The organism is Sphingorhabdus sp. (assembly GCF_046154385.1).
In the GTDB taxonomy this organism is placed as follows: domain Bacteria; phylum Pseudomonadota; class Alphaproteobacteria; order Sphingomonadales; family Sphingomonadaceae; genus Sphingorhabdus_B.
Window position 1 is genome coordinate 1 of record NZ_JBJXFW010000039.1, and the last position, 26,963, is coordinate 26,963.

The following is a 26,963-nucleotide window of genomic DNA, read 5'->3' on the forward strand; positions in this document are numbered from 1 at the left end:
CCACCGCTTGCGCGGATGGCTTTGAGTGTTTTGCGTTCATCTTCGTTCCTTACAGTCACTACGATGAACCCAAAACACTCTCCTATTTTATGCAGCCAGTGTGTCTATTGAATGCTGACGGGGGACAACACAGACCGCCATAGACTTTCCGGTGGTAAGTCTTGATGTATCGATCCGCTAATCAAACCCGGATCGATCTAAATACTTGAATCAAACGCAGGGTCGGTGTTAATGAACCGGCCCTGCATTTGACTTTAGATATTCGATAATGTCGTCAATATGTGATAGGAACCTCCATATTGAAATTTTGGATGTTGTCGATATCTATATTAAAATTATCCTAGTATTAGATGATGAACTTGTCATCACTTGGACAACTCCACTGAAGTGCAAACATAAGGCAGAGTAGGTGTCATATGATCTCAGGACAGTCAGGGCGATACGACCTTAGCGCAGCCAGCGCAGGCCGTTTGATCCGCTTTCACGGTAGCGATGAGTCCGGCCAGTGGCTGGTAAATGATGTCATTTCCGTTGCCGGGACAACAATCGATACCGTAAAATTCGTGAGGGTCGGCGAGCAGGAAGGTGCGGCGCGTGATCGCTGGACACTTAGCGCTTTTGTCAGCAACTTGCGCTACACCACGTCTGAAGAGCGCCGGGCGCTGCAGGACCGGCAAAGTAGCCTAAGTAGAAGTGGCAATCGATGTGCCGTGCTGATTCCGATCCGCAAATCGGCCGCGTGGTGGATGCTCGCGCAAGATGAGCGTCGTGCAATTTATGCCCGGTCGAACCACACGCCTATCGGCCTCGACTACCTCCCGGCAATTGCACGTCAGTTGCATCACTGCCGCGACATTGGCGAACCGTTTGATTTTTTGACCTGGTTCGAATTTGCTGAGGGCGACACCGAGCGGTTCAGCGAACTGCTTAAACGGCTGCGCGACACCGAAGAATGGACATATGTTGATCGCGAAGTCGAAGTTTGGCTGACCGCCGCCTAGTCCACTTAGGGTGATCGTTTAGCGCAGCAGCTGTGCGATCCGGTCCTTGAGCACCGGCAACAGCTCACTCTCAAACCACAAGTTCTTGCGCATCCAGCCGGTGCTTCGCCACGAAGGATGTGGAAGTGGAATCTGCGCCGGCCCGAAAGTGGTAAAGTTGCGAACTCGCTCGGTCAGCGAGTGACTCTTGGCTTCTGGCAGATAGCGTTCTTGCGCGTAGCTGCCGACCAGTAAAGTGAAGCGTTCAGGTGGTAATTCCGCCATAACCCTTTCGTGCCACAGCGGCGCACATTCGGGTCGCGGCGGCAGATCCCCGCTGGTTCCGGTGCCAGGATAGCAAAAACCCATAGGTACGAGCGCTATCCGCGTCGGATCATAAAAGATTTTCGATGTAAGTCCTGTCCATTCACGGAGCCTCTGGCCGCTCGCATCGTCCCAAGGAATGCCGCTTTCGTGCACCCGAGTTCCGGGCGCTTGACCAATAATGACGATCCGCGCCGTTCTACTGAACTGTACGATCGGACGTGGTCCCGCAGCCAAGTGAGGCGAGCAATGAACACAGGAGCGGATTTCACTGATTAAACTGGTCATGGTCCCTTTGCATTTGGTGGTGAAACGCTTTGCAGATAAGCAATAATATCGCGTCGATCTACTGCGTGACTGACTGTCGTAAACATCTTGCTGCCGCGGGCCATCTGCTGCGGCCCTTGAAGCCACTGGTTAAGCCGCGCGGGTGTCCAAATGCCTCCAAGCGCTTTGACACCAGTCGAATATGCGTAGCCGGTCACAGCACCGGGTCGTCGCCCAACAACCCCGCGATGCAGTGGTCCGATGCGATTGGCGTCAAGAGAGTGACACCCCCCGCATTTGGCCTCGTACAATACCTTTCCGGCAATTGGATTGCCAATCGGCAAAGTTTTCTTAGTTTGCGCCGTTGCCGCAGAAACTAAGAAAATTGCAGCCAGCAAAGGCAGTGCTACCTCCCTTACCATATGCCCCACCTATCCAAACAGGAAGGTTTGTGACGGAACAGCGTTGCCGAGCGCATTGTTCAACACGGCCCAGTGGACCGCTTCATCAGACGCCAACTGCGCGAAAAGTTTCGCGGTCGAACGGTCTTTAATGGCCGAAATCTGTCCAACATAGGCGTTTGCTGCGCCCTGTTCCAGACGAGTAGCTAGAGCCACCACGTCGCCTTGCGACTTGAGTTCACCGAGATTGAGCGCCGCGACATACTCTGCATCGGTTTTCTGTTCGACCGGCTTGCCGCCAGCTTTAATGATCAGGTTGGCCAGTGCGTCACGGTGACCTTGGTGATGGCCTAGGAAAACAAGTGCGATCTTGAGCACATCTGGCGTAAGGAGTCCGCTCGCGCCCGCAATCATGTAAGCCGCGATCCCTTCATGTTCCAAGGCTAATGCACCCTGCAACACGCCAATGTCGCCCTTGCCGACACCGTTCGCGTTACGAGCTGCGTGGACGGGTGAGCTGCCCACCGCGACCAAACCGACCCCCGCAAGGGCAACTCCCGTGTTCTGCAAGAAATTGCGACGGCTCGCGCTTTGCTCAGAATGTTTCATAGTTCCATTGTCCTCCAGTTTGCATCTGGGTGAATGGTTGCTGCTGGATCATTCAGTGGCAAACAAATACCAATCTAATGGGTCAATTGGCAAAATAATTGGGTCAATCAGCAAATTTCAGGCATCCATGCCGCTCTCTCGCCTCTCTCGCGGTGCGCGTCCGAATCGCGCCCGGAAGGCTCTGCTGAACGCCGCAACGGAGCGGAACCCGACCTCCCCCGCGATGACTTTTACGGGTTGTTTCCCATTTCCAAGATACCACAGCGCCCGTTGCAAGCGCCATTCTGCGACATAAGCCATCGGACTGCTGCCCACTAGTTCCCGGAAGCGCTCGGAAAACCTAGTGCGGGACATGCCAGCCGTTTGCGCCAGACTATCGACCGTCCAATTTTTTGTGATATTCCCATGAATGGCTGCAAGGGCACGCCCGATCTGATGATCGTTGACGGCGACCATAATCGGGGTCTCACCACCAAGCTGGGTCAGGCTTGCCCGCATCACTTCGATAAACAGTATTTCGGACAGCCTGGTGATGCTGGCTGATGCTCCACTTCCGGCGGCAAAAGCACGCCGCACAATCAGGCGCATAACGTCATCGAGCATTGGTTGTGTAGCCCGATCAGCTGCGGAAATATGAAGAATTTCGGGCACGGCGTGGAGTACTTGATGGTCAGCACCCTCGGCAAAGTCAAAATGCCCACACACCATCTGGCAAGTCTTGTTTGCCGCGCCTTTACCCACAACGAACGGCCCCTGTCCCTCGAATCTGGCCTTGGTCATCAGATCACTAAGCGGGCGGCAGTCGCCGCTTGGATCGCTGGAAAGCAGATGCGACTCGCCGTTGGGCACAAACACGAGGTCTCCAGGCATAGCGAGCAAGTTTGTACCGTTCTTGAGCCTAACGTAGCACTGTCCCTGAATGATCAAATGAAAGCGCGCAGCGCGACGAAACTGTGGCACTTCGATACCAAACGGAGTATGAAATTCAGTCCGAAAGTAGATCGTCGCCTTCATGTCAACTGTATCGAGGATATCGCTTAGTACATCACTCATCGGTTTACCATTTCAGATTGATGTTTGTGGCACGATAGTCATTTAATCTTCGTCTACCGTTCCATTGGGCAAATATGACAGGCCTGCTCATCACACCAGCGGCAAATATGATAAGCGTCAGACCGAGTATTGAACGCCTGTTGGAGCATCTGCTCTAGAATGTCATCCAGAACCTCAACCTGTTGCACTGACAGCGTACTGACAAGCGGATCGAGGGTGGCTGCCCGTTTACGCAAGAGTTGGTGTCGTACAGTTTCCCCACTGGCTGTGAGATACAGTGCAACTGTTCGGCCATCTGTCCCCGGGCGGCGCGTGACTAGCCCCTCTCTTTGTAAGCGATCAACCAACCGAACCGTACCCGAATGGGTAAGGCCCAGCGCCTGACGGAGCAGATCGTTCGACAGGCCTGGTTCATGCCCAATCGTGATCAATGCCCCCGGCGCCTCTCCGCCATGCCCAAGACCACCCTCTACCTCTGCTTTGATCCGATCCACGATCATCAGCGCGAGCGCGCCTAGCAAGTTAGCGGTTCTAAGTGTCGTCATACTGACATCATGTGTGCTTGACACATAAAAATCAACCTGCAATTAATATGTGTGCTACGCACATCTCGATTGCGGGCGGATGAGGAGAATCGTCATTATGGCAAACCAAATCGAGTGGCTGTTGCGGGTAGGCAAGGGAATAATGCGCTACAGTCTGGTTCTGTTCTTCGTCGGGTTTGGGCTCTACAAATTCACATTGGTAGAGGCACTCACGATTGAGCCGTTGATGTCCAACAGCCCATTTTTCAGCTGGCTCTATCCGCTGGTTGGCGTGCAGGGGGCCTCAAATGTGATCGGCGGTCTCGAAATCACGACGGGCGTTCTCATGGCGCTGCGCCGCTGGAGGCCACTTCTGTCGGCAGCTGGTAGTCTGATGGCGGCGGCAGCGCTTTTGTTCACGCTAAGCTTCTTGTTAACCACTCCCAGGCTGACACCCGATTTGCAGGGATTCCTGATAAAGGACCTGACATTACTCGGCGCGGCGCTTTGGACGGCAGGCGAGGCGTTCCTGGCCGGGTCCTTCCGGATTATCGATGAACAGCCTTCGTTGGATGAGCCAGATTCAATGGTTGTGACCACGTGACGATAAAATTAGCAACAAAGAATTTCGGCGCTATTCTCCCCGGAGTGGGCGCGTGTGTTATTTGGTCTGCCTGCAACATTTCAAATAAGGTCGTTTTAGACGCTGGCGTTGCTCCGCTCACTTTGTTGTTTGGACAATTGTTAGTTAGTGCCCCCGTGCTATGGATTGTTGCCTTCGCTCGAAGGCGAAAATTGCCCGTCAGTGGGAAAGGTCGCCTGTTTCGGCTCGGATTCTGGCAGCCCGGCATCGCCTATGGCGCATCTTTTATCGGCCTGACAATGACATCGGTTACGGTTGAAGCGCTGCTATTTTCTGTTGAAACTCTGATGATCATCTACTTCGCATGGGTATTACTCGGGGAACGACCACCGAGCACAACGATAGCCGCTGGTATTCTCGGTTCAGTTGGCGTCGCGCTCGTGACTGGGCTAGGATCTTCAACCAACCTTACTGTTGGCCTGTTGGGTCCGGTTTTGATCCTTATTGGTGTTGCTGGGGCCGCACTTTACAGCGTTTTGATCAAGCGTGAAGTTGAGACACAAAACGCTGTGCCAGTTGTTGCCATTGCTCAATGTGGCGGACTGACCGTCATTGCGCTGGCTTGGCTGATTTGGCCAGATCCCGAGCGATTTGCTAGCCTGACAATGGAAACACTGCTCATAATCGGCGTGTCGGGACTGTTGATGCATTCTCTAGCATTCGTGCTATTTGTGAGACAGCTGGAAACCCTAACAGCAAGCACAGCGAGCCTTCTGCTACTATCGATTCCGGTCATGACGGCAGTGCTCGGTTATGTGCTGCTCGATGAAAGACTTAGTGCGTTGCAAATTGCCGGAGCTACGGTCGTAATGGGAGCGTTGCTTCTTCAAGTCTGGCCGCGCCGAACCTGACGCGAGGAAGAGAGCTTTACTCGGCAGTTCCTGGGGCAGGCAATGGAACAAATTTTTGTTTGGTCCGGACGAATCTGCACAGGGCTTCGCGATCGCTCGTATATTGAAATTCATTGCCCGCCCTTGGCGGCAGTTTTTGTGTATTCGATTTGGTCAGATCATCACCGGTTGTGGATCAAGTGGCTTGCCTTGGAAAGGAGCCACCTTGATGTCTCCTTCCCGCTTGCGGGCCTGGGCAATGTCGTACCCCGCTATTCTTCCATTCAATTACTTCTATTTTCAAAAACACGATATGAGTTGGCGGTTGGAGCGTGATCATCATAACGCATTAACGGCTGCGTTCTGCCATAGGCGCTTATAAAATCTGATGATTTCGAACAATTTTACGCATCAAAAGAGCTAGTTCAGAACGGTGCAAACCGTAACGCGCCGTCCAAGCGAATAACTTCACCATTCAACATTGGGTTCAAGATTATTTGCTCGGCCATCATGGCAAACTCTTTTGGCAGCCCCATCCTGTTGGGATGGGGCACCTGTGTGCAGAGCTCTACGCGGTCTGCTCCCGGCACATCCTTCATTAGCGGTGTGTCAAATATGCCTGGTGCAATTGTGACGACCCGGATTTGCGACCCTGCAAGATCGCGCGCCATGGGGAGCGTCATACCTATTACACCAGCTTTTGAGGCGGCATATGCAATATGTCCTGCCTGACCGTCAAATGCGGCAATTGACGCGGTATTGATGATCACACCGTTCTCTGCGGCGGCTTTGTCCATCTTGCAATAATATGCAAAACGTATGGACATGAGTGCGGTGCCGAACAGGTTCACTTCGACCGTTCTGACAAAAATTTCGAACGGATAGATTTCACGGTTTGCCCGAAGTGTATCCATGCATGGCGCGACGCCTGCACAATTCACAAGAATGGAGGGGGGACCAAATTGGTTTAGCAAAGCTTCCATACTGGCATCGACTTCTTCTACCTTAAACACATTGGTGCACATAAATGCACAGCAGTGATGAGTGGCAATCTTTGCGCCCAACTGTTCATCAATATCAAATATCACAACTTGTGCACCCCGCTCACAAAGCATCGCGACTGTTGCCGCCCCTAAGCCGGATGCCCCACCCGTTACGATTGCAATCTTGCCAGCGATATCCATGCTATTGCCGCATTTCGCTATTGTAACGGGAGCGACCATAGCGGCGCGGTAATGCCGCAGAATGGTAGGCCTTGCTACCGACCGTTATGATATCAAATGGATCTCCCACACATCGGTAGCGTCGGTAGAGGACGCCTTCATGGGTAGATTCCAGGTAGCTGCGGTCGATACTCGGCGGCAGAAATCGATATGAGAGTGGCCCTTCGGGTATTGTGGGCTCAATTTCCTCAAACTCTACACCTTGTAGTTTAGACAGAAGCCATTCCAAAACCTTGAGTTCATAGTCGTCGAGATTTTCCAATTTGTGCTCTGACTGTTTGGCATGCTCGACATTGTCGGTATTTGATGTTTGATCGCCGAGCTTCTGGCGAATATCGAAAACCGTTTTCACAGCCGATGGAACACCGCGGCTTGCATTGTCGGCGACACGCATGATGATCGAGCGCTGACGACTAACCTTCTTCGACTTTCCGTTGACAGTAAGTGTTACGACCTCGGCCATCTCTTCATTAAAGTCAGTCGCAAAGTTGCGTGTGCCTTTCGCACGCCGACCGCGCTTGCGACCGTCGCCCTTTCGAAACTTGCCATGTTCCGGTGGTTTGTTGCGACCTACAAGATAGCTACCGACTGCGTTCCCGTTATCGACAGAAGATTGCGGCGTCTCATCATCAGACATCTTGGTTCTCATTGTTGCTCTGCAGACGCACGCGCGCGACTTCGTCAAACGGCACTCCATCGAGCGTAGCTACCGCCCCTGTTTCCTCCTGAACGCGGCGTAAGATGACGTCGGCATATTTTGGATCAAGCTCGATACCCCTTCCGCGGCGACCAGTGGCAGCGGCGGCGCACAATGTAGTGCCGCTACCTGCAAAGGCGTCCAACACGATGCCGCCGCGCTTCGAACAATCGAGTATAGCGTCGGCCATAAGTTTTTTAGGCTTCACCGTAGGATGATCGGTCAAGTCCTGCATACGGCCGGAACGAAACACATTCGCGCCTGCATATGTCCAAACATTGGTCCGGTAACGACCCCCCTCGCCCAATTTGAAATTGTTGATATGTTGTCCTTCGGAGACCTTGAACGCCAAGATCTCTTCATGCGCAGATCGATAAAATGCGCCTTGCCCCCCATTCGTCTTCGACCAAATTATGAGCTGCTTCCATTCAAGAAACACCCCGGAGGCAGCGTCGACGACGTGTGGCAGTGCGCGCCAATCGGAAAAGACAAAGGCAATGGCGCCGGAACTACAATGCGCGGCAATACACTTGAACGCCGGCCGCAGCAGCGTCATTGCAAATTCCTTAAGGCCAGTTTCGCCTGCGCCCATTAGAAAGTCGGAATGCTTGGTCTGACCATTGCCCGACACATTGTTTTCAATCTTGCAACCATAGGGTGGGTCTGTAGCGACTAACTGCACACGCTCACCTTGCAACAAACGCTCATAAACCGCGGGATCCCGGGCATCTCCAACCACTAGGCGGTGATCGCCTATATCCCAATCATCGCCAAGGCGACAAACACAAGCAACGTCATCGTCCGGCAGCTCGACCTCATCGTCTACCTGTTCTTCCGGATCATCCATTGAGAGAAGAGTTTCGATCTTTAGCGTATCAAGACCTGTCAGTTCCAGCTCATAGCCGATTTCGGCGAGACCGCTGAGCTCGCTTGCCAAAGTTTGCTTCGACCAGCCAGCATGCTCAGCAATCGCGTTGTCTGCAATAATGTAGGCGCGACGATCTGCTTCACTGAGATACTCAAGGCAGATCGTAGGCACCGATTTCATACCTAGCAGCGCGGCAGCCTCGAGACGTCCGTGACCGCACAATACGGTACCATCACCTGCAATGATAATCGGATTGGTCCAACCAAATACCTTGATGCTCTCGGCGATCTTCTTGATCTGGGTTTTGGGGTGTACGCGCGCATTGCCAGCGTAGGGATTCAGTGATGAAACCGGACGGTACTCAATTTTGAGCTGCGCCTTTACTGAAAGATTGGGTTGCATTTTTAGTCTCCGCCGATGGGGCAGAGACTTCAACTAAGCTAATTTTTCGCCCAAGAAAGACCGGGAATTGCTAACCGAGCTTCTCATTCTCGGTCGGATTTATCTTTCAAGGCGCTCTTCTTTTTGCGTTCCTTCAAATTTCGCATCGCGTTCGCCAACTGCCGTTCGGTCATTTGTGGCTCGAAGGTCAGCCAAAAATCCCGCAAAAACTCACCCGCCATCCCGACAAAATGCGGAGAGTCCTCGCCGTTCTTCCAGCGAACGCTTCGGACCTTTTGCTCGGTATAATGTTCGACAGCACCAACCATTTTTTCCAGCGCATCTAATGTCAACGCGGCGCCTGGGGTACCTACTGACTTGGGCGGCGTCCTGCCAGCTAGGCTCCGCGCAACATTTGAGAAATCACGCAACTCTGAAAGAAATGCGTATGGGAAAAAGCTATCGCGATTTAATACGTCCGGCACATGTTCGCGAGATTTTATCAGCTCCACCATGAATTCGGTTCGGAGCTCGCCGATCCCTGAAAAAAGCTCATCGGCCCGCGTTGCCAACACGAGCAAGAGTTCACGAGATCGCGCAAAATCCGATCCACCCTGATTTTTGTTGATGGAATAGAACATGAGGATTTCGTAGCAAACGTTGTGGAGCTGATTTGCGTCAGCTGGCTCAAGTGAAAGCGTATCGCATAATTCCCAGAGACGAACTTCTCGTGCAGTAGCGCGATCAATCTCAGGATCAGCTTGCTCCACAACCTCTACCTCAACGCCCCAATCGATGTTATTGCCCGCTTGTCCCATGTCGTACTCTAATCACCCAATCAGGCTAGGAGCGTTCCCAGCAATGCGATTGTAAATTCCCATACATTTTTAAGTACGTCAGCAAAGAAAACCCAAAAATTGGCTGATACTGGCGTCATATACCCGATTAAAGTTAAGGGTTCGCGGGCAATATTCCCACTACTTTCCCATATTTATGGGTAACCTGCACTGAGACGGGTTAAATTGGGACTGCGTGGCGCACCATAGCTTAACCCTTATTGTGAAACCGCTTCCTATGGGAAGTCGATAAAACAGTGTGCCGCGTGGGTCTGCATGTTTAAGCTTATGGTGTTGAGTTTGACAACATCGGATCGCGAATAAACTCTTCAATAAGGTGGTCCAGCAGCGCCCTGGTTTTGGCCGAGACAAAGCGACCCGATGGCAAGACGGCGTGGATGGGCATCGGTGCGAGTTCAAAATCCGGCAATACAACTTCCAGATCACCGGTTGCCAATTCCCGTTCAAACAACCAACGGGCGTTCGCGGCAACTCCTATTCCTGCCAAAGCAGCAGCACGAAGCCCGTGGGGGCTGTCGGCACGAAAGTTGCCCGTAACCATCGCGACTTCGCCACCGACGAATTGCCAGCGGCTACCCGTGCTCAACAGGGTATAAGAAATACAATTATGCTGACGCAATTCGGCTGGAACAGTTGGCCGGCCAACTCGGTTGAGATAATCAGGCGACGCCACGATTACGCGACGTGCTAAGCCGATTTTTCGCGCAGTGAGTCGGCTATCGCCCAATTGTCCTACCCTGATCGCCAGATCGAGATTGTCCGAAACAAGGTTAAGTGCATGATCGGACAATTGCAGGTCGATTTCCATTTTGGGATGCAGCATTAAAAAGCGGCTAATCATGCTCACAAGCCGACTCTCGGCGAGGCTAAGCGGACAGGTTACGCGAACGGTGCCCTGAATATTGGCCACAAGTCCCACCAGCGATTCTGCCTCATCGATCGCTGCAAGGGCGCGCAATGCCCCTTCCAAAAAGAGCATGCCATCAGCTGTCAGCGCAAGCGAGCGGGTTGTCCGGCGGAAAAGCTGCGTTCCCAAATGGCGTTCAAGCGCCACTATTTGCTTTGAAATAGTCGATTGCGTTACGCCGATCTGGCTAGCAGCGGCGGAAAAACTGCCCGCATTGGCGACCGCGACAAAACTTCGCATCCAGATAGAAATTTCATTCATACCGCCCCCCCCTCAGCGTGTGTGTATCACCTCGTACGCCGAGATGATTTACCCAGATCTCTACCTATTATTACACAAATTATACAGGTGATTAATTCTTTATGCGACTTAATGTAAGTCCGGCGAACTGATTGACTGTATTTACAGCAGGCCCTATCTTAATATTTGCTACTGGAGACCTTGTGATGGAAATGCAGCAGGTCCGCTATTTCATATCGGTTGCCAAGACTCTGAATTTCACCCGTGCAGCGGAGGAGTGCTGTGTTACGCAACCCGCGCTGACACGTGCCATCAAACTGCTGGAATTTGAGCTTGGTGGAGATCTTATCCGGCGCGAAGGGCGGCATACCCATTTGACCGATCTTGGCAACAAGATGCTGCCGATGCTGCGGCAATGCCACGAAGCGGCGCTTGCGGCAAAGTCGCTGGCCAAGGCAGTAAGCAGGGGCGAGGTTTCGACGCTGTCCATCGCGGTTGCACGGTCGCTTGATTCAGCATTGGTGATGGGACCGCTTCAGGAAATGTACCCTGCGTTTCCCGGCATCCAGATAAAACTGAAACGTGGGAACGCTCCGGAAATCGCCGAGATGCTGAAATCCGGGGAGGCCGATATTGCCATGGGTGGACCGCTCGGCGAAACGTGGGACCGGCTTGAGGCATGGCCGATGTTTTCCGAATCTTTTGGTTTGATCGTTGGTAGCGATCACTCATTGGCAATGCGTAATGACGTCGAGCTCGATGTCGAACTCTTCCGTGCCGAGCAGTTTTTGCTTTTTAGTGGCCTTGACCTTACGGACTATGAGCTCGAGCGCCTGGGCCGGGTCGGCATCGATTTGACGAGCGCGCATGAAGTCGATTCTAACAGCGATTTAGAAGCGCTTGTCTCGGCGGGGTTTGGAATAGCTGTTGCGCCTGCGCATGCATTGCGTGCAACGGCGGGCTATCGGATTAGCTTGCCGACGTTAGACCTGCAGCGGACCGTTGCGGTATATACGGTCGCCGGCCGACCACGCCCGCGCGAAGCCGCTGCGCTACTCAACTTGTTAAGATGCAAAGACTGGAACTGGGAGGGACGCTCAAACTAGGGCGGCCTGCGCCGCTGCGCGCAAATTATCAAGGTCCATTCGCCGCCGATAGTCGGGATCGACGTGACGCGCCTTGATCAATCCATCCTGCCCTACCACAAAAACCGAGGGGATTGGCAAAATCCAACCATCCTGGCCCTGATATTTCGGAATATCCCAACCTGCGTCGGCAATCAGAGATGACATCGCATCGTCTACCCAGATGGCAAGATTGAGCGAAAGTGCGTAGCCATTACCGACATCAGTCAAGAACGGGAAATGCGCCTGAGCTTCTGCCTTTATTTCGCGCGTGTAGCTTTGGGTTTCGGCCGAGATCGCGACGATCTGAATCGGATTTATGTCCTGTTCGATTTGCGCCAACCCGACGGCATTCAAGCGACAAAATGGGCACCAGTGGCCGCGATGAAACGCCACCACGACAGGCGCGGTTTCAAGCAATTGGTCCAGGCTGACCAACCGGCCCTGATCGTCCGGCAACACAAAGCCGGGCATCACTTCGCCAACCTGAGGCGCTTGATCCCCCGCTCCGCTTTGTTCAAGCCGGTCCACAAAATTGTCGACCAGGCCAGAAAAATGGGGATTCAACGTGCGAATTTTGTCGGCGACATATGTCAAACGTTCGCCCAACGGAATGTCGCTATCACGAACATCCTGAAACGCCTGTTCAAGTGCCATCACGATGGGTTGATTCACGACTTTCCTCTCACTGCAGATAATATCTTAGGACGCAACGCGGTTTCACAAAAGCGAAATATACATGGTCACGATGATGGTGAAATGCCTTCCGGTTATAGCTGTCATGCCCGAATGCCATTTCAACCCAAAGCAGTGCAATGGCAAAACCATGGTACGAGCACAAACGCTCCTCGCACATAAAATGTAGCCAAAGGAAAATTCTATGAAAAAATTTCTGATCGCGCTTTGCGCCGCCACCTTGATTGCACCGGCCGTTCAGGCCGAGGCACCTGCACCAACTGCACCTGCGCAAGGCGTGTTGCGGGTCAAAAGCATCTACGGTGTCGATGAAACCATCCAAAAATTGAAAGCCGACATCGCCGCCAAAGGTATCAAGTTTTTCACAGAGATCGACCAGTCGCAATTGGGCGCTGGTGCCAATATCGCGATCCGGCCGTCGAAACTGATCCTGTTCGGTAATCCACCGCTGGGAGTCCAATTTCTGTCATCCAATCCTTACTCCGGCCTCGACTGGCCGGTGCGTATGCTGGTCTTGCAGGAAGCCGACGGCAGCGTCAGTGTAGCATGGACAGATTTTGGCTATATTGCCAATCGGTACAGCATCACCGACCGAGAAGCGCAGTTCAAGATGGCGAGCGAAGTCGCTGCTTCAATCGCATCCAGCGCCACAAAATGACGATTGCTGTCGCCAGTTTCACTTTTTTGCTGGCCGCGATTTGCGCCGCGCTGATGGGCTTTGCTATCCAGCGCGGCGCGACTTGTACGGTCGCAGCGGTCGGTGAAGTCGTTCATAAAGGGACAACTACCAAGATTGTCGCGCTGGCAGAAACGGCGCTTTGGGTTGCGGGCGGACTGCTGATGGCGCGGGCGCTTGGCTTACTGCCCAATGTGCCGGGTGGTTTTGCGTTCAATCAATGGACAGTTATCGGCGCTGTGTTTCTCGGCCTGGGAGCATATTTAAATCAGGCCTGCGTGTTCGGCGCGATCGCGCGGCTCGGGTCGGGTCAATGGGCTTATATCCTTACGCCGATCGGCTTTTTTGTTGGCGTACTCACTGCGCCATTGCTGTTCGGCGCTATGATGCCTGTTCCACTCGACACGCTACCGATGGGCTCGGCTTTGCCCTATTGGCTGGCGCCCATCTTTGCAGTTTTTGCAATTTGGCGGATTTTTCGTATCGTTCGCACGCCGCATCCTGAAGCTCAGGGCTGGCGTCGTTTATGGGCTCCACACGAAGCGACCATAGTGATCGGCATTACTTTCGTAATCATGCTCGTGATTGTAGGTGCATGGAGCTATATGGATTTGCTCATCCATTTTGCCCACGGAATGGCGGACAATCTCGTATGGCAGGGACTTTTGTTCATTGCCTTGCTGGCCGGTGCGGTCGCAGGCGGATGGGTCGGCGGAAGTTTAAAATGGCATCGGCAAAGCGCGATAACTCTTGCGCGATGCTTGGCGGGCGGAATGCTTATGGGTTGGGGCAGCCTGCTTGTGCCAGGCAGCAATGACGGCTTGATCCTCGTTGGTCTGCCGCTGCTTTGGCCATATGCATGGGCTTCGATTTTTATCATGTGCGGGGTCATTTGGGCTGCGTTCAAGATTGAGCAGAAATATGCGTAAGGGCAAAGTTTGACAAAGCGCCTGTTTGGCCGGACCAAAGCTTTTGCGACACTTACCGTCGCTATGCTGCAAATACCGCGCTGGCTGAAAGCCCCGGACAGTCAGCGCCGCCGCCATGAACGCGCATTTTTTGCCATGATAACGAGGGGCTTTGGCATCAACATTGCGCAACATGGGGCTGCGTCCGCGACGCCGGGAACCTTGTATATCATGAATCATATCAGCTGGGCAGATATCCCGGTGATGATGACGATCCTTGATGCCGATTTTGTCGCCAAATCAGATATGCAGGACTGGCCGTTTATCGGCGGACTCGCGCGTCGGTTCAACCCGGTCTTTGTCGCCCGGGACGAGCGGCATCGCAGCCATGCGCAGGCCGCTGCGATCCGCGCACGGCTGAATTCGGGGCGCTCGGTGATATTATGTCCGGAGGGAACCACTTCGGATGGCGCAAGCATATTGCAGTTCCGCACCAGCCTGTTTGCGGCGGCCGATGCTGCAGCGGTTATCCAGCCGGTTATCTTGAGCTATTTGATGCCAAATGGCGCGGCACTGTCCCCCGACCGTCGGCGCGAGGTAGCGTGGATCGATGATGATGACCTGCTGTCAGGTGCGGCGCGCCTCGCCAAATCGGAAACATTGGCGCGTGTCGATTTCCTGCCGCCGGTTAAAGCTATGGATGATCGAAAAGCACTGGCGGAAAATATCCGTCAAGAGATGCTTCTAGCTTATGCCGCTGCACCGAACCGCCCGAAATAGCGATTGGAAATTTCCGCAACGGGCATCACGATGAAGATATCCACGGTGTTGAACTGGTGGTCGATAACCGCACCATCACCGACTTGCGCACCAACGCGGAGATAGGCCTTGATCAAAGGAGGTAGCTTACGCATCACCTGGCGTGGATCGTAGCTGCCAAGCGGCAACCTTGCCATATCGATATATCTCTCCTCAAGCGCCCGAGCCCGGAACGGAGGCGGCGCGAGGTGATTATGCCAGAGATACGAGAGCGTATCGGCATGTGCTTCGGGATCGATGCCGTGAAAGCTCGCGCACCCGAACATTGTCGAAATCTGATGCTGGCGGAGATAGGAGGCGATACCGCGCCATAGTAACTGGATGGTCCCGGCGTCGCGATATTCGGCGGCCACGCATGATCGCCCGAGTTCAAGCTGTTCACCTGAACTGCGCGAAAGCGGGGTCAGGTCATATTCACCCGCACTGTAAAAACCCTCGCGTGAGGCGGCCACGCTTTGGCGAAGCAAGCGATAAGTGCCGATAACTTTAGGTGTTCCCGACGCACTATCCTCGACCAGCAGGTGATCGCAAACCGGATCATAGGGGTCGCGGTCTAGCGGCGCGTCTTCCAATGGCGTTGCACCTCTTTCCCGATAAAACACATCCCATCGCAAGCGTTGCGCGGCCTCGATATCGGCGGCGGATGATCCTAACCGGACCGATAACATGCGTGATTTGGGAATTATGGAAGCGATGCTCTGCAATGCAGCACCTTTCTAAACTATCCGGAATCGTTGCATGGATTTTGCCTGATCCTCATGACCTAAATAGTCTGGCACCCTGCATGGTATATGCAGGGTGCCATTTGCGTCCGGTTTTGTGGGCACTCTACCGGACGTTATTATTGCATCGCGTTACGCATCGCCATCGCGTCGTTGTGGACATCCGATGAGTAAAGAACGGCTGCAGTTTTACCGGTGTTCTTCCACCAATGCGTTACGCCATTGGTTTCTGTCGACACTTCACCAGCGCGATGGACAATGGGAACGAGGCATTTTGAGCTATATTCAGTGACCGTGCCGCTGGCGGTCAAAATCAATGCAGGACGGTCGCCATGGCTATGCATTGGCACGACGCCGCCAGGTTGAAGCACAAGCTTGCGAAGGCGCAATGAGCGGCCAGCAACATTAATTTCGGGTCCAAGATCAACTGTGCCGAGAACATCGTCAGTTACCTTCGATGGCATCGTCGCAGCACCGGCGAGCGAATTGGCGCCCTCCTTACCTGCAGGGCAGGTGCCGGCAAAAGCTGGAGCGGCGGTGCCTGCGACGGCAAGCGCCGCAATAAGAGCCAATGTCGTTTTCATAAATCATTCCTTCTTTTTGAAACAGGTCGCCACCGAAGCCGGTTTCATGAATAATTTATCGGCGAGCACCGATGGCGTGGCCTAGAGATAATCCAGCGTCGCTGACGCAGCCATTCGATTGTCGGCATAGATTCGATGCACAAATGGTATTTTAATTGGCGGCCCGATTCCAGCATATCGTCCCCATCAAATGCAGGAGAATGACATGACCTCAATGACCGGAACAGCAACATCGCTTAAAGGACGCGTAGCAATTGTTACCGGTTCGACCAGCGGTATCGGCCTGGGTATCGCCCGCGCATTGGCCGAAGCAGGCGCTGACATTGTCCTTAACGGCCTAGGCGACCTTGGCCAGATCGAAACCACCCGCAGCGAACTGGCAGCGGCAACTGGCGTGCAGGTCAACTATAATGGTGCCAACCTGCTTGATGGGGCCGACGCAGCGGCACTTGTAACCGAAACAATCGCAGAATTCGGCAAAATCGACATCCTCGTCAATAATGCGGGCATCCAGCATGTCAGCCCAATCGAGGAATTTCCCGTCGACAAATGGAATGCCATCCAGGCTCTGAACCTGTCGGCCAGTTTCCACACCACACGTGCAGCCTTTGGTTCAATGAAAGCTGCAGGATGGGGCCGGATTATCAACCTCGCTTCAGTCCACGGCCTGATCGCTTCGCCCTATAAAAGCGCCTATGTCGCGGCAAAGCACGGTGTTTTGGGTCTGACCAAGACGGTGGGACTTGAAGGTGCCCAGTTCGGTGTCACCTGCAACGCGGTTTGCCCGGGTTATGTTTGGACTCCGCTGGTCGAAGGCCAGATCGAGGACACGGCAAAGGCGCGCGGTATCAGCCGCGAGGAAGTCATCAACAATGTCCTGCTCGCGGCGCAGCCGACCAAACGCTTCGTAACGGTCGAAGAGTTGGGCGCTGTGTCCGTCTTTCTTTGCAGCGAAGGTGCCCGCTCGATTACCGGAATTGCATTGCCGGTCGATGGCGGTTGGACCGGCCAGTGAACAAAGCGCAGCGTCCTCACGTTGTGATCGTTGGCGCAGGCTTTGGCGGCTTGGCGGCCGCCCAGGGCTTGCGCAGCGCCGACGTCGATGTGACGCTGATCGACAAACGCAATCATCATCTCTTCCAGCCATTGCTATATCAGGTCGCAACCGCTGGATTGTCGCCAGCGGATATCGCCGCGCCCATCCGTGGCATCCTTAAACGAAATGCCAATACGCGTGTCGTGCTCGATCGTGTATATGGCGTCGATACCGAACATAAGCGCGTCATATTGGGTGATTGCGAACCAATGTCCTATGACTGGCTGGTGCTTGCTACTGGCGCGCGCCACAGCTATTTCGGACGCGACGACTGGGCGCCCTTTGCTCCGGGAATCAAGACAATCGAGGATGCGACCGCCGTCCGCCGAAAGGTGTTGATGGCGATGGAGCGCGCCGAGACCGAAACTGACCCCGACAAGCGCCATGCCTTGTTGACCTTTGTGATAATCGGCGGCGGACCCACTGGCGTCGAAATGGCAGGTGCCATCGCCGAGCTCGCCCGACAATCGGTTTCAAAGGATTTCCGCAGCATCACGCCGCACTGCGCCAAAGTCATTCTAATTGAGGGCGGCGAACGTCTGCTTGCGAGCTTTCCCGAGACGCTTTCGGCAAAGGCAAAAACCGCTATCGAGCAGTTGGGCGTCGAAGTTCGCCTCGGCCAGCAGGTTGTTTCGGTCGACAAAATGGGTGTGATGGTAGGCGAAAAATTCATTGCCGCCTCGACCGCGATCTGGGCAGCCGGGGTGCAGGCATCTCGCGCCGCCGAATGGCTTGGAATTACGCCCGATCGGGCCGGCAGGGTGCCTGTGGGTCGCGACTTGCGCGCGCCGGACAGCGATTCGGTATTTGTGATCGGTGACACCGCCGCATGCATGGATGCAGCCGGAAAGGCGCTGCCCGGCGTCGCTCCGGTCGCAAAGCAGCAAGGCATGTACGTTGCACAAAGCATAGTCGCAATAATCAAGGGCCGCAGTATCGAGCCGTTTCACTACCGCAACTATGGTAATCTTGCGACGATCGGCCGCAACCGAGCCGTTGCAGATTTTGGACGCGTTCAGGTCTCGGGTCATCTCGCATGGCTACTCTGGTGCGTCGCGCATATCTGGTTTCTTTCGGGATATCGTAACCGTTTTGTCGTGGGCGCGAACTGGCTTTGGAACTACCTCACATTTACACGCGGTGCTCGTCTCATCACCGGCGAAGTTTCTCCCGATTTGCCAGCAACGCTCGTCCCGCGACCCGCTTTGCGCCCCCTCAACGTTTGAACATCAAAGGAAAATGACGATGACACCGAACCTTAAAAAGGAAATCTCCGCCTTCGGCCAGACCGTGCTGGTGTTTCAGGGCGGCGGCGCGCTTGGTGCCTATCAGGTCGGCGTCTATCAAGCGTTGCAGGAAGCCGGCATCGAACCCGACTGGGTAATCGGAACCTCTATCGGCGCCATCAACGCAGCGCTGATCGCTGGTAATGCGCCAGGTGACCGGCTCGACAAGCTTCGCGAATTCTGGCGCCGCGTCGAGCATGGCCAGTTTTTTGACGGACCGTTCGCCAACATGTTTGCACCAATGCGGACGATGAGCGCCGTGATGTCGGGCATTCCAGGTTTCTTCAAGCCAAACCCCCTCGCATTCATGGGCCAGAGAATACCTTTGGGCGCAGAGCACGCAGGCTATTATTCGGTCGACCCGTTGCGTGACAATTTGACTGAACTGGTCGATTTCGATCTGGTCAATTCAGGTCCGACACGTCTGACCGTGGGTGCAGCGAATGTCCAGACCAGCGAGATGCACTATTTCGACTCGCGCGACATGCCGCTCGATTTGCGCCATGTCATGGCTTCGGGCGCACTCCCCCCAGCTTTCCCGGCGGTCCGTATTGACGGGGAGCTCTATTGGGACGGCGGCATTGTTTCCAACACGCCGGTCGAAGCTGTATTTGACGATAACCCCAGAAGCAACGCCATCGTCTTTGCTGTCCACCTGTGGAATCCACATGGCACCGAACCACAATCGATCTGGGACGTCACCAACCGGCAAAAGGATGTCCAATATTCGAGCCGTGGCAACACGCATATCAAACGCCAGCGGCAGCTACACAAATTGCGTCACATCATCCAACAGCTTGCCCAGCTTGTCCCGCCCGACGCCTTATCGAACGAGGACCTGAAGACGATGCGCAGCTATGGCTGTTCGACGACAATGCACGTCGTCCGCCTGCTCGCGCCGCAACTCGACAATGAAGACCACACCAAAGACGTGGATTTCAGCCCTGGCGGCATTCGTGATCGCTGGGAAGCCGGCTACGCGCATACCAGCGAAATGCTCGCAAACGCGCCTTGGCGGGCCGAGGCTGATCCGTTGGAAGGCTTTGTTCTACACGAAGCGATGGCCGGCAAGATGGTCGAAACCCCTCCCGCGTACTGAGCCAACATAAAACTCGAAACAAATAATGGAAAGGATAGTCTGATGAGTAATACGACCAAGAAGAATGCAGAATCGGTAACACCAGACCCGGCGGCACTGATGACGGCACAGACCGAACAGGCGATCACGATGGCGAAAGCCAGCTTCGAACAGATCGCAACAAAATCACGCGAGGCGATGGAACAGAGCATGAAGACCGTCGGCGTCGTAACCGAGATGACACGCGGTAACATGGACGCATTGCTTGAATCCTCGCGCGCTGCGGCCGGCGGCATGCAGGTGATAGCACAAGAAGTTGCCGATTATGGAAAGCAGACGTTTGAACGGACGACCGCTGCTGGTCGGACAATGGCGCTTGCAAGAACTGCACCGGAACTGATCCAGCTGCAAAGCGAGTTTGCCCAGACCGAATTTACCGCGGCCATCGCGGAATATTCAAAGCTTTCGCAGACGATGTTTCAGACAATGACCGCAATGTTCGAGCCGCTGCAGAAACAAGCGATTACAGCCGCTCAGATCAAGGATCTGATGAAAGAATAACCAATCCGGGCGCTGTCGACCACACTGTTTGTCACAAAACACATGCATAGGCACGCCTGCAAACGGCTATTATCGGGAGAGGGTTTATGACACGCGTTGCAGTGGTAACTGGAGGTACGCGCGGGATTGGCGAAGCGGTCAGTATCGCTTTGCGCGATGCTGGCTTCCAGGTCGCCGCAAGCTATGTCGGCGATGTCGAGCGCGCACGTGAGTTCAGCGAGCGGAACGGGATCGACAGCTTCCAGTGGAATGTCGCCGATTACGACGCCTGCCACGCGGCTGTCGACAAAATCGCGGCAACATTGGGACCTGTTGATGTCCTCATCAATAATGCTGGTATTACGCGCGACTGCTCGGTCCTGAAAATGTCGCGCGAAGATTGGTCCGATGTGATCGATACCAACCTGACCGGCGGCTTTAACATGGTAAAAGCAGTTTTGCCCGCTATGCGCGAGCGCGGATGGGGCCGGATCGTCAACATCGGCTCGATCAATGGTCAGGCGGGACAGTTCGGACAGGTCAATTATTCGGCGACCAAAGCCGCAATCCACGGATTCACGAAAGCACTTGCGCAGGAAGGAGCGCGGTTTGGCGTTACAGTAAATACCGTCGCTCCAGGCTATATCAACACCGACATGGTCGCTGCTGTCCCGCCCGAACAACTGGCCAAAATCGTCGCCAAAGTCCCGGTCGGTAGACTGGGTGAGGCTCATGAAATTGCCCGCGTCGTCGCATTTCTGTGTGCCGAAGAAAGCAGTTTCATCACCGGCTCAACGATCAGCATCAACGGCGGCCAGCATATGTATTGAAGACCAAAGAATTGGGCACCGAAAAGCGATACCGTGCGATGGGATGACTTACGGAATAAGCGTCAAAATGCACTTATTCATTGCAACTATCTAGCGCAGAAAATTGCGAAGTGCCTCCAATGCCCGCCTGTGTAAACCGTCTGTGTGGAGATTTGACGCCAATGGATGCGAGCCAAAGCGGACCATAATCAGTCCCGTTTCCGTCTCGATGTGAACGCGCTGGCCATAGACACCCAATGCTGAAATCGATCCAAAATCATCATGCGCGACCCACCACTGGCTGCCGTAGGAGCCGCCTGATCGTTCAGCATATTTTGATTTGGCAAAGAGGTTGCGGTTGCCGCCCTTGAGGATGTTGGCCCGCGCCGCAGCTGGAATTCCCGTGCCTTCACTGACGAGTAACGCCAACCGCGCCATATCCCGAGCCGTTGTGTTCAGGCCCGATGCCGCAATTTCGTCGCCTGCGGTATCGACCAGAAAATGCCCTTCATCCGCGCAACCTGCGGGTTGCCATATCCGTTCGTAGAACAGGTCGGCAAGCCGCTTTCCGCTCGCCCGCGCGATCACCCAGCCCAGGGCATCTGTGACCGGGGTGCGATAAGTAAATTCGCTGCCGGGAGGATGATCTCGACCAGTAAGTCTTGCCAATGCCGCGTGAACGCCGCCATCAGCCAACGCAGGCGTCCAATAGTTCGCCGAATAACGATGCACATCTGCGCCCGGATTGGCATAATCCTCGTCAAACGCCACGCCATCGGTCATATCGAGAAGATGGTGTACATCTACCTTGGCAAAGCCGCTCCCGGCAAGTTCAGGAACATATGTTGTAACAGGCGCGCCCTTATCTAGCACGTTTTCGGCGATCATGCTTTCTGCCAAGAGCCCAATGAACGATTTGCTGACCGAGAACGCGTGGTGAGGTGTGTGACGCGTCATGCCATTGTAGTAGCGTTCGTGGATGATCGTCCCGTTGTGGATGATCAGCATTGCGTCGGTGTAGGTCTGCGCTTCAAATTCGGCCCAACTGATTGCGGAACTGGCGCCGTCACCAATAATGTGCAAATCATCCAACGAAACAAAGTCTTCGTCGAGAGGGCGTGGAGCAATACTGCGGCACAGCGCGCGCGAAGGTACAAGCTCCCGCGTGTGCTGGAAGGCCCAGCGTGAATAGGGATAGAGCCTCCAATTTTCGCGCGTCACGCGATGTTCGGGCGGAACCTCTTGTCCCGGACCAATCTTGGCGATCTGCCAATCTAGCGGAGGGGGTAATGTCATCCCGTCACAGGATATTGGTCGACTAATGACTTTTCACGCTTCCATTGCCGAAAGAAACTCTGCCAGCTTTCGGGTCGCACACCGCGTTTGCGATTTGCTGCTCCAACCTTGAAGAGCATCGAAAACTGACGGAACAATGTGCTCCATGCCTCCAACAAGGTTGTACGACTATCCCAGATATGCGTCATTTCAGCACCTGCGCCATTATATTCTATGATAGCAAAATCCTCGCCGCGCTGGAATGCTGCAAAGTCGGCAAACCGGACATCGAAGCGGCCGAAATGGAAGCCATCGATAGCGTCTGCAATCGCGTCGAACCGCGCGCGCATCGCTTCGGTAATATAGTCGTTGCCATTGCGGAAAATCGCGCCTTTCGAATGACTGCCCGAGAATACAAGCCGCCGACTTTCGCCCATTGGAACGATGCCGTCCAATGCATTACCGAACCGCCCGAGATAGAGCTGGGGTACCATGCCTGCACGGGTATCCGCGAGGATGAGCTGACGCAAGGTTGAAAAACCATCGCCAACAACATGCGGAAAATATTTAAGCGTCAGCGAATGGATCTGGCCTGATTTTGAACCGGGCTCCCGGACATAAAAAACACCTGCTTCGCCCTCGACATCGATCATGCGTTGGATCAGGAATGTTTCGCCTTTCGGAAAGTCTTCGGCATATTGGCGCAATTCTTCCGGCGAACGGACGGGACGAACACCTGCACCGCGACAACCGATATCGGGCTTTGCAACCATGGGATATTCCATGTTCGCAGTCTCGATAGCCGCCTCGATTGTTTGCCACTGGGCATCGAATGCTGCGTCAAGGCGATCTACCACGACATAATCGGGCAGATGCCTGCGTTCGGGCCCACTTAAACGCGCAAACAGCTCGCTCTTCCTTTCGCCGACCAACCCGCCAGCCGGAAAACCCGGATTTGCGACGAGCGGCGCGCGGATGCTGCGGTGACGGACCATCAGGCAACCAATCCAGAGCCAGACCGGCGCGTAAAATTTCCACGCAGGCCAGAATTCGAAATGCGACAAGGCTGGGCCGTCCCCGAACGGCGGCATCGCCGATCCCGCTATTGGGCCTTCAGGCTGCGACACGATAATATTCGTGAGCGGAAGAAACGGTTTGGCGGCTTGAGCGTTGGACGCTGTCGATAAAGATCGATTCGAACAGTTCGCGCTGGACATTACTGCCGCCAAGTTCAGAAAGATGATGACAGACAGGAGCGAGGGTCGCTGCGGCTTCGCGGTAGTTTTCCGCAGAATAAGACTGGATCGCATTGGCAATTGCGCCCGAGACCCGGTCGCGCTGCAACAATTTGGTCAAGCGCGTTGCCGCATCGGTCCGCCCGCTTTTCAGCAGCGTAATCAAATAGTGCAGATCAAGGAAGCCATTGACCCCGTCGGTAACACGTCCCTCGATATATGTTGCGATGTCATCCCATCGAGCAGCGGGGCGGACGCCCTGCATTTCCAACCGGAACAGCAACGATATTGCGTTTATCTGGTCTTGTGCATGGCCTTTTCGTCGGCCCCAGACCCTTTCGTCGAACAGCGCAAGCGCCGCCGCCTTGTTACCCAATTCAAGCTCAATCAGCGCCAGATGCCACCAATTATGCGTCAGCATAAACGACGAGCAGCGGTCCCAGCTATGCGAAACACTATGAAGAAACGCACGCGCCTCGACAGGCTGTTCCATCGCCAGCAGGGCATGAGCCAGCGCGTGCTGCGCCCAAGGGTCGCGAACCGGATTGACATCGATTGCCCGGCGCGCAAAGCGAATGGCCAACTCGGAATGACCTGCTTGTTCCAGTGCGAAAGCATGAAGCCCAAGTGCATAACCGCTTCGCCCTTCAACCGAGGCCGCCATACCCGAAGTCCTTAACATGCCGATGATATCGCCTTGGCTCAATTCGAGTATCTGGCAGAATTTTGCCGCAACCAGATCATGCGGGGCGCATTCGACGACGCCGCGCAGCAACGAAATCGCCGACCGCTCATCGCCGCAACCCCATGCCGCGATAGCGTGTATAGTTCCTTTCTCGCGTTCACTGCACAAGGCAATGTTGTGCAGGGCCTCCGCGATATGCGGTGCAGCCTGCGCCTGACCTTCGCACGTCATCTGGGTTAGAAAAACCGCCGCTGCATAGGCATGGCCGAGCGCACATTCGCGGTCCTCGGCAACGGCATCGAAGATGATCTTCGCGCCAGCGCCATGGCTGAGCAATTCTTCGGCAAAGGCGTGAATCGCCGATGCAGCGGGCGGCGAGATAGTCGTTATAGGCAGATGGAAATATTCCTCGTTCATGATACTATCCTCTCAGTTATTCTATGTCAGCTTCGGTGCGAAAATATTCGCCTTTGCCCAGCAAATGCATAAAGCCCCAAGCACGAGCGCCATGCCGGCAGGCAGTGCAGCGGTAATAAGTTGCTGTGCGCCTGCTTCGCCTGCGTAATGGGCGACCGCAAAAAGCGTGCCCGTCCAGAACGGAGTAGTGACGGCGATGATTGCGGCGACGGGTGCAAACGGTGCGGCGACTAGGCCGCTGGCGGTAAATACCGGTAGGCGTGATCCGGGCAGGAAGCGCGCGGCAAATACCAAAGCCAGGACGCGGCCCGATATCCAGCCTTCGGCGCGCTTCACATCGGACCGAGCGCGTAACTTGCGGCCCAATTTTGAGTTGCCGCCCCATCGGCCAAGCACATAGAGAGCCAGATCACCGATAGCGGTGCCAAGAATGACGGCGGATAGCGCCGCGAATGGATCGGCACCGGTCTGTGCGACCAGAACGCCAGCCGCGACCGTTGCCACATCTTCTGCGATAAAAGTGGCTGCAAACAGGGTCAGGCCGAGCAACAATGGCTGTTGGCTAAGCGAGATGAGAAGGTCGGCGAGCATTTTAGCGTGCCCCGCGAACGCGACCGATAAGGTCGGCAATAGTTTCTCGGCTCATCCACAACAAGGCCGCAGCGGCGATCCAGACACCGCATGCCAGTGCAAAAAGCTCGCCACCATCGTGCGTTCCGTCGGTGTTGAGAACAGATACGCCCAGTGGCGTGAACAGATGGAAAAAGATCGCACCGGAAATGACGCCAATCGCCATCAACGCGCCCAGCGGACGAAGAATGCGAAAGCCATTGGAGAGTGCAGCCAACAAAATGGCCGAAGCGATCAGCTCGCCGGTTCCAACGACATATTGCGAGAAAATACCGGTCGGCGCAAAAAGCCCCGGCCAACCGAGCGAACCACCCCATGCATCCAGAGTGCCGAAGATATATTGCGTTTCCGGCGAATTGGTGAACTTGAAAAACAGCGACTGGATGAACACGAACGCAATGTAGAGCGTCAGCACAATCGGCAGATATTTGCGTAACATGATATTCTCTCCTCGGTGGTTCCGACGAGGGACAAATGCCAAATGCCAGCCCAAGGATAAAATCACCTTTGGTTATCGTTTCGATGCACGAACGGGGTTGGGCTCGTCTTCGCCAACAAATTGTAACCGGGGACGCCAATGTAACGAATGTGCGTGAGACGATTGCACGTTTTACGAAAGATGATTCATGGCCAAATATATTGCTATCATTGCCGCCGCTGCACTTGGATGCGCAGTCGCATTCCAGCCTGCACAAGCCTTTGCCAAAACCGATCCGGTTTACACCGGAATATTCAACAATGTCGCGGTATCCGGTTACGATCCCGTCGCCTATTTCACCATTGGAAAGCCGGTTAAAGGCAGCACAGCCTATAAGATTAGCCACAAGGGTGCAGAATATCTTTTCGCTAATGCAGCTAATCTTGCAAAGTTCAAGGCCAATCCGTCAGCCTACGCCCCCCAATATGGCGGCTATTGCGCTTGGGCCATCAGCCAAGGCTACACCGCATCGGGCGATCCAGCAGTCTGGAAAATTGTGAACGGCAAATTGTACCTCAATTACAATCGCGAAGTCGGCAACAAGTGGGAAAAGAACATTCCGGGCCACATCCGGTCGGCAAATGTCAATTGGCCGAAATTACTTGCCAAATAGGTAGGCATTACCGTTGATAAGTGCGCCTAAATCGGGGTGATATGGCATTCGGTATCATTGGGAACCGCACCGAGATTTGCTGAATAGATGGTAGTTTTCGGCAATGGCAATGCCTTGATCGAGTATTTGAATTGATAGCGGTTCCGGCCGGTCGTCCGTAGGTTCTGCGTAGATCGCTTTTTCCTATCTTATTGGACCAAAGAACTTTCAATAGGAAAACTCCAAATCGGCAACTCCGGACAGTTTGGGTCTGGTGTGGGGCGCTTTGGGGTTATCCGGTATGCATTTGCGTGATGCGAACGTTGCGAGCGTCGCGCGCTATTCGCATTTGGCTAACGATACCCTGATGGCTGCAACGGAGGCAGGCGCGGCGAAGCGGAAAGTAGATTGGTCGAAGTTTGCGCAAGATACATAGAGCTGGGCCTGGGCGTTGATCTAAATTGATTGATGCCCAGACCCGCCATTTCTCCTTTTTTTGCTGAATGGCG

General features: G+C 54.5%; 32 protein-coding genes. 14 read left to right on the forward strand and 18 right to left on the reverse strand.

What is annotated here, in order from left to right:
- The first annotated feature begins 416 nt into the window (after positions 1-416).
- Positions 417-1,001, forward strand: a complete 585-nt coding sequence (locus ACKVOS_RS07190; protein ID WP_409211335.1) for a chlorite dismutase family protein — start codon at positions 417-419, stop codon at positions 999-1,001.
- Between the two features lie 18 nt (positions 1,002-1,019).
- Here the strand turns inward: ACKVOS_RS07190 and ACKVOS_RS07195 are convergent, their stop codons facing one another.
- From ACKVOS_RS07195 to ACKVOS_RS07215, 5 genes are all read right to left on the reverse strand, one after another.
- Complete coding sequence (locus ACKVOS_RS07195) at positions 1,020-1,541, reverse strand: uracil-DNA glycosylase family protein (protein ID WP_409211336.1); 522 nt, start codon at positions 1,539-1,541, stop codon at positions 1,020-1,022.
- Between the two features lie 47 nt (positions 1,542-1,588).
- The gene (locus ACKVOS_RS07200; protein ID WP_409211337.1) at positions 1,589-1,993 is read right to left on the reverse strand and encodes a c-type cytochrome; all 405 of its coding nucleotides are present in this window, start codon (positions 1,991-1,993) and stop codon (positions 1,589-1,591) included.
- 9 nt (positions 1,994-2,002) lie between these two features.
- Positions 2,003-2,581 carry a ferritin-like domain-containing protein gene (locus tag ACKVOS_RS07205; RefSeq protein WP_409211338.1) on the reverse strand — a complete coding sequence of 193 codons (579 nt, stop codon included), beginning with the start codon at positions 2,579-2,581 and terminating at the stop codon, positions 2,003-2,005.
- Positions 2,582-2,698: 117 nt separating this feature from the next.
- Positions 2,699-3,634: a cupin domain-containing protein gene (locus tag ACKVOS_RS07210; protein WP_409211339.1), complete on the reverse strand. Its 936-nt coding sequence runs from the start codon at positions 3,632-3,634 to the stop codon at positions 2,699-2,701.
- 53 nt (positions 3,635-3,687) lie between these two features.
- Positions 3,688-4,179, reverse strand: a complete 492-nt coding sequence (locus ACKVOS_RS07215; protein ID WP_409211340.1) for a MarR family winged helix-turn-helix transcriptional regulator — start codon at positions 4,177-4,179, stop codon at positions 3,688-3,690.
- Positions 4,180-4,276: 97 nt separating this feature from the next.
- On the opposite strand from ACKVOS_RS07215, the gene ACKVOS_RS07220 reads away from it, so the two are divergent.
- The 3 genes from ACKVOS_RS07220 to ACKVOS_RS07230 are packed head-to-tail and all read left to right on the forward strand — an operon-like array spanning position 4,277 to position 5,967.
- Positions 4,277-4,762, forward strand: a complete 486-nt coding sequence (locus ACKVOS_RS07220) for a DUF417 family protein (protein WP_409211341.1) — start codon at positions 4,277-4,279, stop codon at positions 4,760-4,762.
- Positions 4,759-5,652, forward strand: coding sequence for a DMT family transporter (locus ACKVOS_RS07225; protein ID WP_409211342.1), 894 nt, complete (start codon positions 4,759-4,761; stop codon positions 5,650-5,652). The genes ACKVOS_RS07220 and ACKVOS_RS07225 overlap by 4 nt, the downstream gene beginning before the upstream one ends.
- A 42-nt stretch (positions 5,653-5,694) precedes the next feature.
- Positions 5,695-5,967, forward strand: a complete 273-nt coding sequence (locus ACKVOS_RS07230; RefSeq protein ID WP_409211343.1) for a hypothetical protein — start codon at positions 5,695-5,697, stop codon at positions 5,965-5,967.
- Between the two features lie 89 nt (positions 5,968-6,056).
- Here ACKVOS_RS07230 and ACKVOS_RS07235 read toward each other — a convergent pair whose 3' ends face one another.
- From ACKVOS_RS07235 to ACKVOS_RS07255, 5 genes are all read right to left on the reverse strand, one after another.
- Positions 6,057-6,815, reverse strand: coding sequence for an SDR family NAD(P)-dependent oxidoreductase (locus tag ACKVOS_RS07235; protein ID WP_409211344.1), 759 nt, complete (start codon positions 6,813-6,815; stop codon positions 6,057-6,059).
- 1 nt (position 6,816) lies between these two features.
- Positions 6,817-7,491, reverse strand: coding sequence for a DUF5681 domain-containing protein (locus ACKVOS_RS07240; RefSeq protein WP_409211345.1), 675 nt, complete (start codon positions 7,489-7,491; stop codon positions 6,817-6,819).
- Positions 7,484-8,821, reverse strand: coding sequence for a site-specific DNA-methyltransferase (locus ACKVOS_RS07245; protein WP_409211346.1), 1,338 nt, complete (start codon positions 8,819-8,821; stop codon positions 7,484-7,486). Before ACKVOS_RS07245 ends, ACKVOS_RS07240 begins: the two co-directional genes overlap by 8 nt.
- An 83-nt stretch (positions 8,822-8,904) precedes the next feature.
- Positions 8,905-9,618: a hypothetical protein gene (locus tag ACKVOS_RS07250; protein WP_409211347.1), complete on the reverse strand. Its 714-nt coding sequence runs from the start codon at positions 9,616-9,618 to the stop codon at positions 8,905-8,907.
- Between the two features lie 304 nt (positions 9,619-9,922).
- Positions 9,923-10,825 carry a LysR substrate-binding domain-containing protein gene (locus ACKVOS_RS07255; protein ID WP_409211348.1) on the reverse strand — a complete coding sequence of 301 codons (903 nt, stop codon included), beginning with the start codon at positions 10,823-10,825 and terminating at the stop codon, positions 9,923-9,925.
- Between the two features lie 185 nt (positions 10,826-11,010).
- Between ACKVOS_RS07255 and ACKVOS_RS07260 the strand changes: the two genes are divergently transcribed.
- Positions 11,011-11,910, forward strand: a complete 900-nt coding sequence (locus ACKVOS_RS07260; protein ID WP_409211349.1) for a LysR family transcriptional regulator — start codon at positions 11,011-11,013, stop codon at positions 11,908-11,910.
- Here ACKVOS_RS07260 and ACKVOS_RS07265 read toward each other — a convergent pair.
- Positions 11,902-12,603: a peroxiredoxin-like family protein gene (locus tag ACKVOS_RS07265; protein ID WP_409211350.1), complete on the reverse strand. Its 702-nt coding sequence runs from the start codon at positions 12,601-12,603 to the stop codon at positions 11,902-11,904. The two genes, ACKVOS_RS07260 and ACKVOS_RS07265, sit on opposite strands and share 9 nt — an antisense overlap.
- 205 nt (positions 12,604-12,808) lie before the next feature.
- Between ACKVOS_RS07265 and ACKVOS_RS07270 the strand changes: the two genes are divergently transcribed.
- From ACKVOS_RS07270 to ACKVOS_RS07280, 3 genes are read left to right on the forward strand one after another with little or no spacing between them, the layout of a single operon-like run.
- Positions 12,809-13,282, forward strand: a complete 474-nt coding sequence (locus ACKVOS_RS07270; protein ID WP_409211351.1) for a DUF302 domain-containing protein — start codon at positions 12,809-12,811, stop codon at positions 13,280-13,282.
- The gene (locus tag ACKVOS_RS07275; protein WP_409211352.1) at positions 13,279-14,229 is read left to right on the forward strand and encodes a YeeE/YedE thiosulfate transporter family protein; all 951 of its coding nucleotides are present in this window, start codon (positions 13,279-13,281) and stop codon (positions 14,227-14,229) included. Before ACKVOS_RS07270 ends, ACKVOS_RS07275 begins: the two co-directional genes overlap by 4 nt.
- Positions 14,230-14,238: 9 nt before the next feature.
- Positions 14,239-14,988 (forward strand): lysophospholipid acyltransferase family protein, encoded by a 750-nt coding sequence (locus ACKVOS_RS07280; RefSeq protein ID WP_409211353.1) that lies wholly within the window; start codon positions 14,239-14,241, stop codon positions 14,986-14,988.
- On the opposite strand, the gene ACKVOS_RS07285 is transcribed toward ACKVOS_RS07280, so the two are convergent.
- Together ACKVOS_RS07285 and ACKVOS_RS07290 are read right to left on the reverse strand one after the other, a co-directional pair.
- The gene (locus ACKVOS_RS07285; protein ID WP_409211354.1) at positions 14,958-15,695 is read right to left on the reverse strand and encodes a GNAT family N-acetyltransferase; all 738 of its coding nucleotides are present in this window, start codon (positions 15,693-15,695) and stop codon (positions 14,958-14,960) included. The two genes, ACKVOS_RS07280 and ACKVOS_RS07285, sit on opposite strands and share 31 nt — an antisense overlap.
- A gap of 173 nt (positions 15,696-15,868) precedes the next feature.
- Positions 15,869-16,333: a cupin domain-containing protein gene (locus ACKVOS_RS07290; protein ID WP_409211355.1), complete on the reverse strand. Its 465-nt coding sequence runs from the start codon at positions 16,331-16,333 to the stop codon at positions 15,869-15,871.
- Between the two features lie 205 nt (positions 16,334-16,538).
- Here ACKVOS_RS07290 and ACKVOS_RS07295 point away from each other — a divergent pair, with 205 nt between their 5' ends.
- The 5 genes from ACKVOS_RS07295 (at position 16,539) to phbB (ending at position 21,163) form a co-directional block, all read left to right on the forward strand.
- Complete coding sequence (locus ACKVOS_RS07295) at positions 16,539-17,348, forward strand: 3-hydroxybutyrate dehydrogenase (RefSeq protein ID WP_409211356.1); 810 nt, start codon at positions 16,539-16,541, stop codon at positions 17,346-17,348.
- Positions 17,345-18,655, forward strand: a complete 1,311-nt coding sequence (locus tag ACKVOS_RS07300; RefSeq protein WP_409211357.1) for an NAD(P)/FAD-dependent oxidoreductase — start codon at positions 17,345-17,347, stop codon at positions 18,653-18,655. The genes ACKVOS_RS07295 and ACKVOS_RS07300 overlap by 4 nt, the downstream gene beginning before the upstream one ends.
- Positions 18,656-18,674: 19 nt before the next feature.
- Positions 18,675-19,814 carry a patatin-like phospholipase family protein gene (locus ACKVOS_RS07305; protein ID WP_409211358.1) on the forward strand — a complete coding sequence of 380 codons (1,140 nt, stop codon included), beginning with the start codon at positions 18,675-18,677 and terminating at the stop codon, positions 19,812-19,814.
- A gap of 42 nt (positions 19,815-19,856) precedes the next feature.
- Positions 19,857-20,354 (forward strand): phasin family protein, encoded by a 498-nt coding sequence (locus ACKVOS_RS07310; RefSeq protein ID WP_409211359.1) that lies wholly within the window; start codon positions 19,857-19,859, stop codon positions 20,352-20,354.
- A gap of 86 nt (positions 20,355-20,440) precedes the next feature.
- Entirely contained in the window at positions 20,441-21,163 is a 723-nt protein-coding gene (gene phbB / locus ACKVOS_RS07315) for an acetoacetyl-CoA reductase (RefSeq protein ID WP_409211360.1), read from the forward strand.
- Between the two features lie 90 nt (positions 21,164-21,253).
- Here phbB and ACKVOS_RS07320 read toward each other — a convergent pair whose 3' ends face one another.
- Genes ACKVOS_RS07320 through ACKVOS_RS07340 form a run of 5 tightly spaced genes read right to left on the reverse strand, consistent with a single transcriptional unit; the run spans position 21,254 to position 25,823 of the window.
- The gene (locus ACKVOS_RS07320; protein WP_409211361.1) at positions 21,254-22,438 is read right to left on the reverse strand and encodes a serine hydrolase domain-containing protein; all 1,185 of its coding nucleotides are present in this window, start codon (positions 22,436-22,438) and stop codon (positions 21,254-21,256) included.
- Entirely contained in the window at positions 22,435-23,544 is a 1,110-nt protein-coding gene (locus tag ACKVOS_RS07325) for a hypothetical protein (RefSeq protein WP_409211362.1), read from the reverse strand. The genes ACKVOS_RS07320 and ACKVOS_RS07325 overlap by 4 nt, the downstream gene beginning before the upstream one ends.
- On the reverse strand, positions 23,531-24,754 hold the full coding sequence (locus ACKVOS_RS07330; protein ID WP_409211363.1) for a hypothetical protein: 1,224 nt from the start codon (positions 24,752-24,754) through the stop codon (positions 23,531-23,533). The genes ACKVOS_RS07325 and ACKVOS_RS07330 overlap by 14 nt, the downstream gene beginning before the upstream one ends.
- Before the next feature lie 21 nt (positions 24,755-24,775).
- Positions 24,776-25,345: a DedA family protein gene (locus tag ACKVOS_RS07335; RefSeq protein WP_409211364.1), complete on the reverse strand. Its 570-nt coding sequence runs from the start codon at positions 25,343-25,345 to the stop codon at positions 24,776-24,778.
- A 1-nt stretch (position 25,346) separates the two neighbouring features.
- Entirely contained in the window at positions 25,347-25,823 is a 477-nt protein-coding gene (locus ACKVOS_RS07340; protein ID WP_409211365.1) for a hypothetical protein, read from the reverse strand.
- A gap of 187 nt (positions 25,824-26,010) precedes the next feature.
- Between ACKVOS_RS07340 and ACKVOS_RS07345 the strand changes: the two genes are divergently transcribed.
- Entirely contained in the window at positions 26,011-26,475 is a 465-nt protein-coding gene (locus ACKVOS_RS07345; protein ID WP_409211366.1) for a YHS domain-containing (seleno)protein, read from the forward strand.
- Positions 26,476-26,963: the final 488 nt, after the last annotated feature.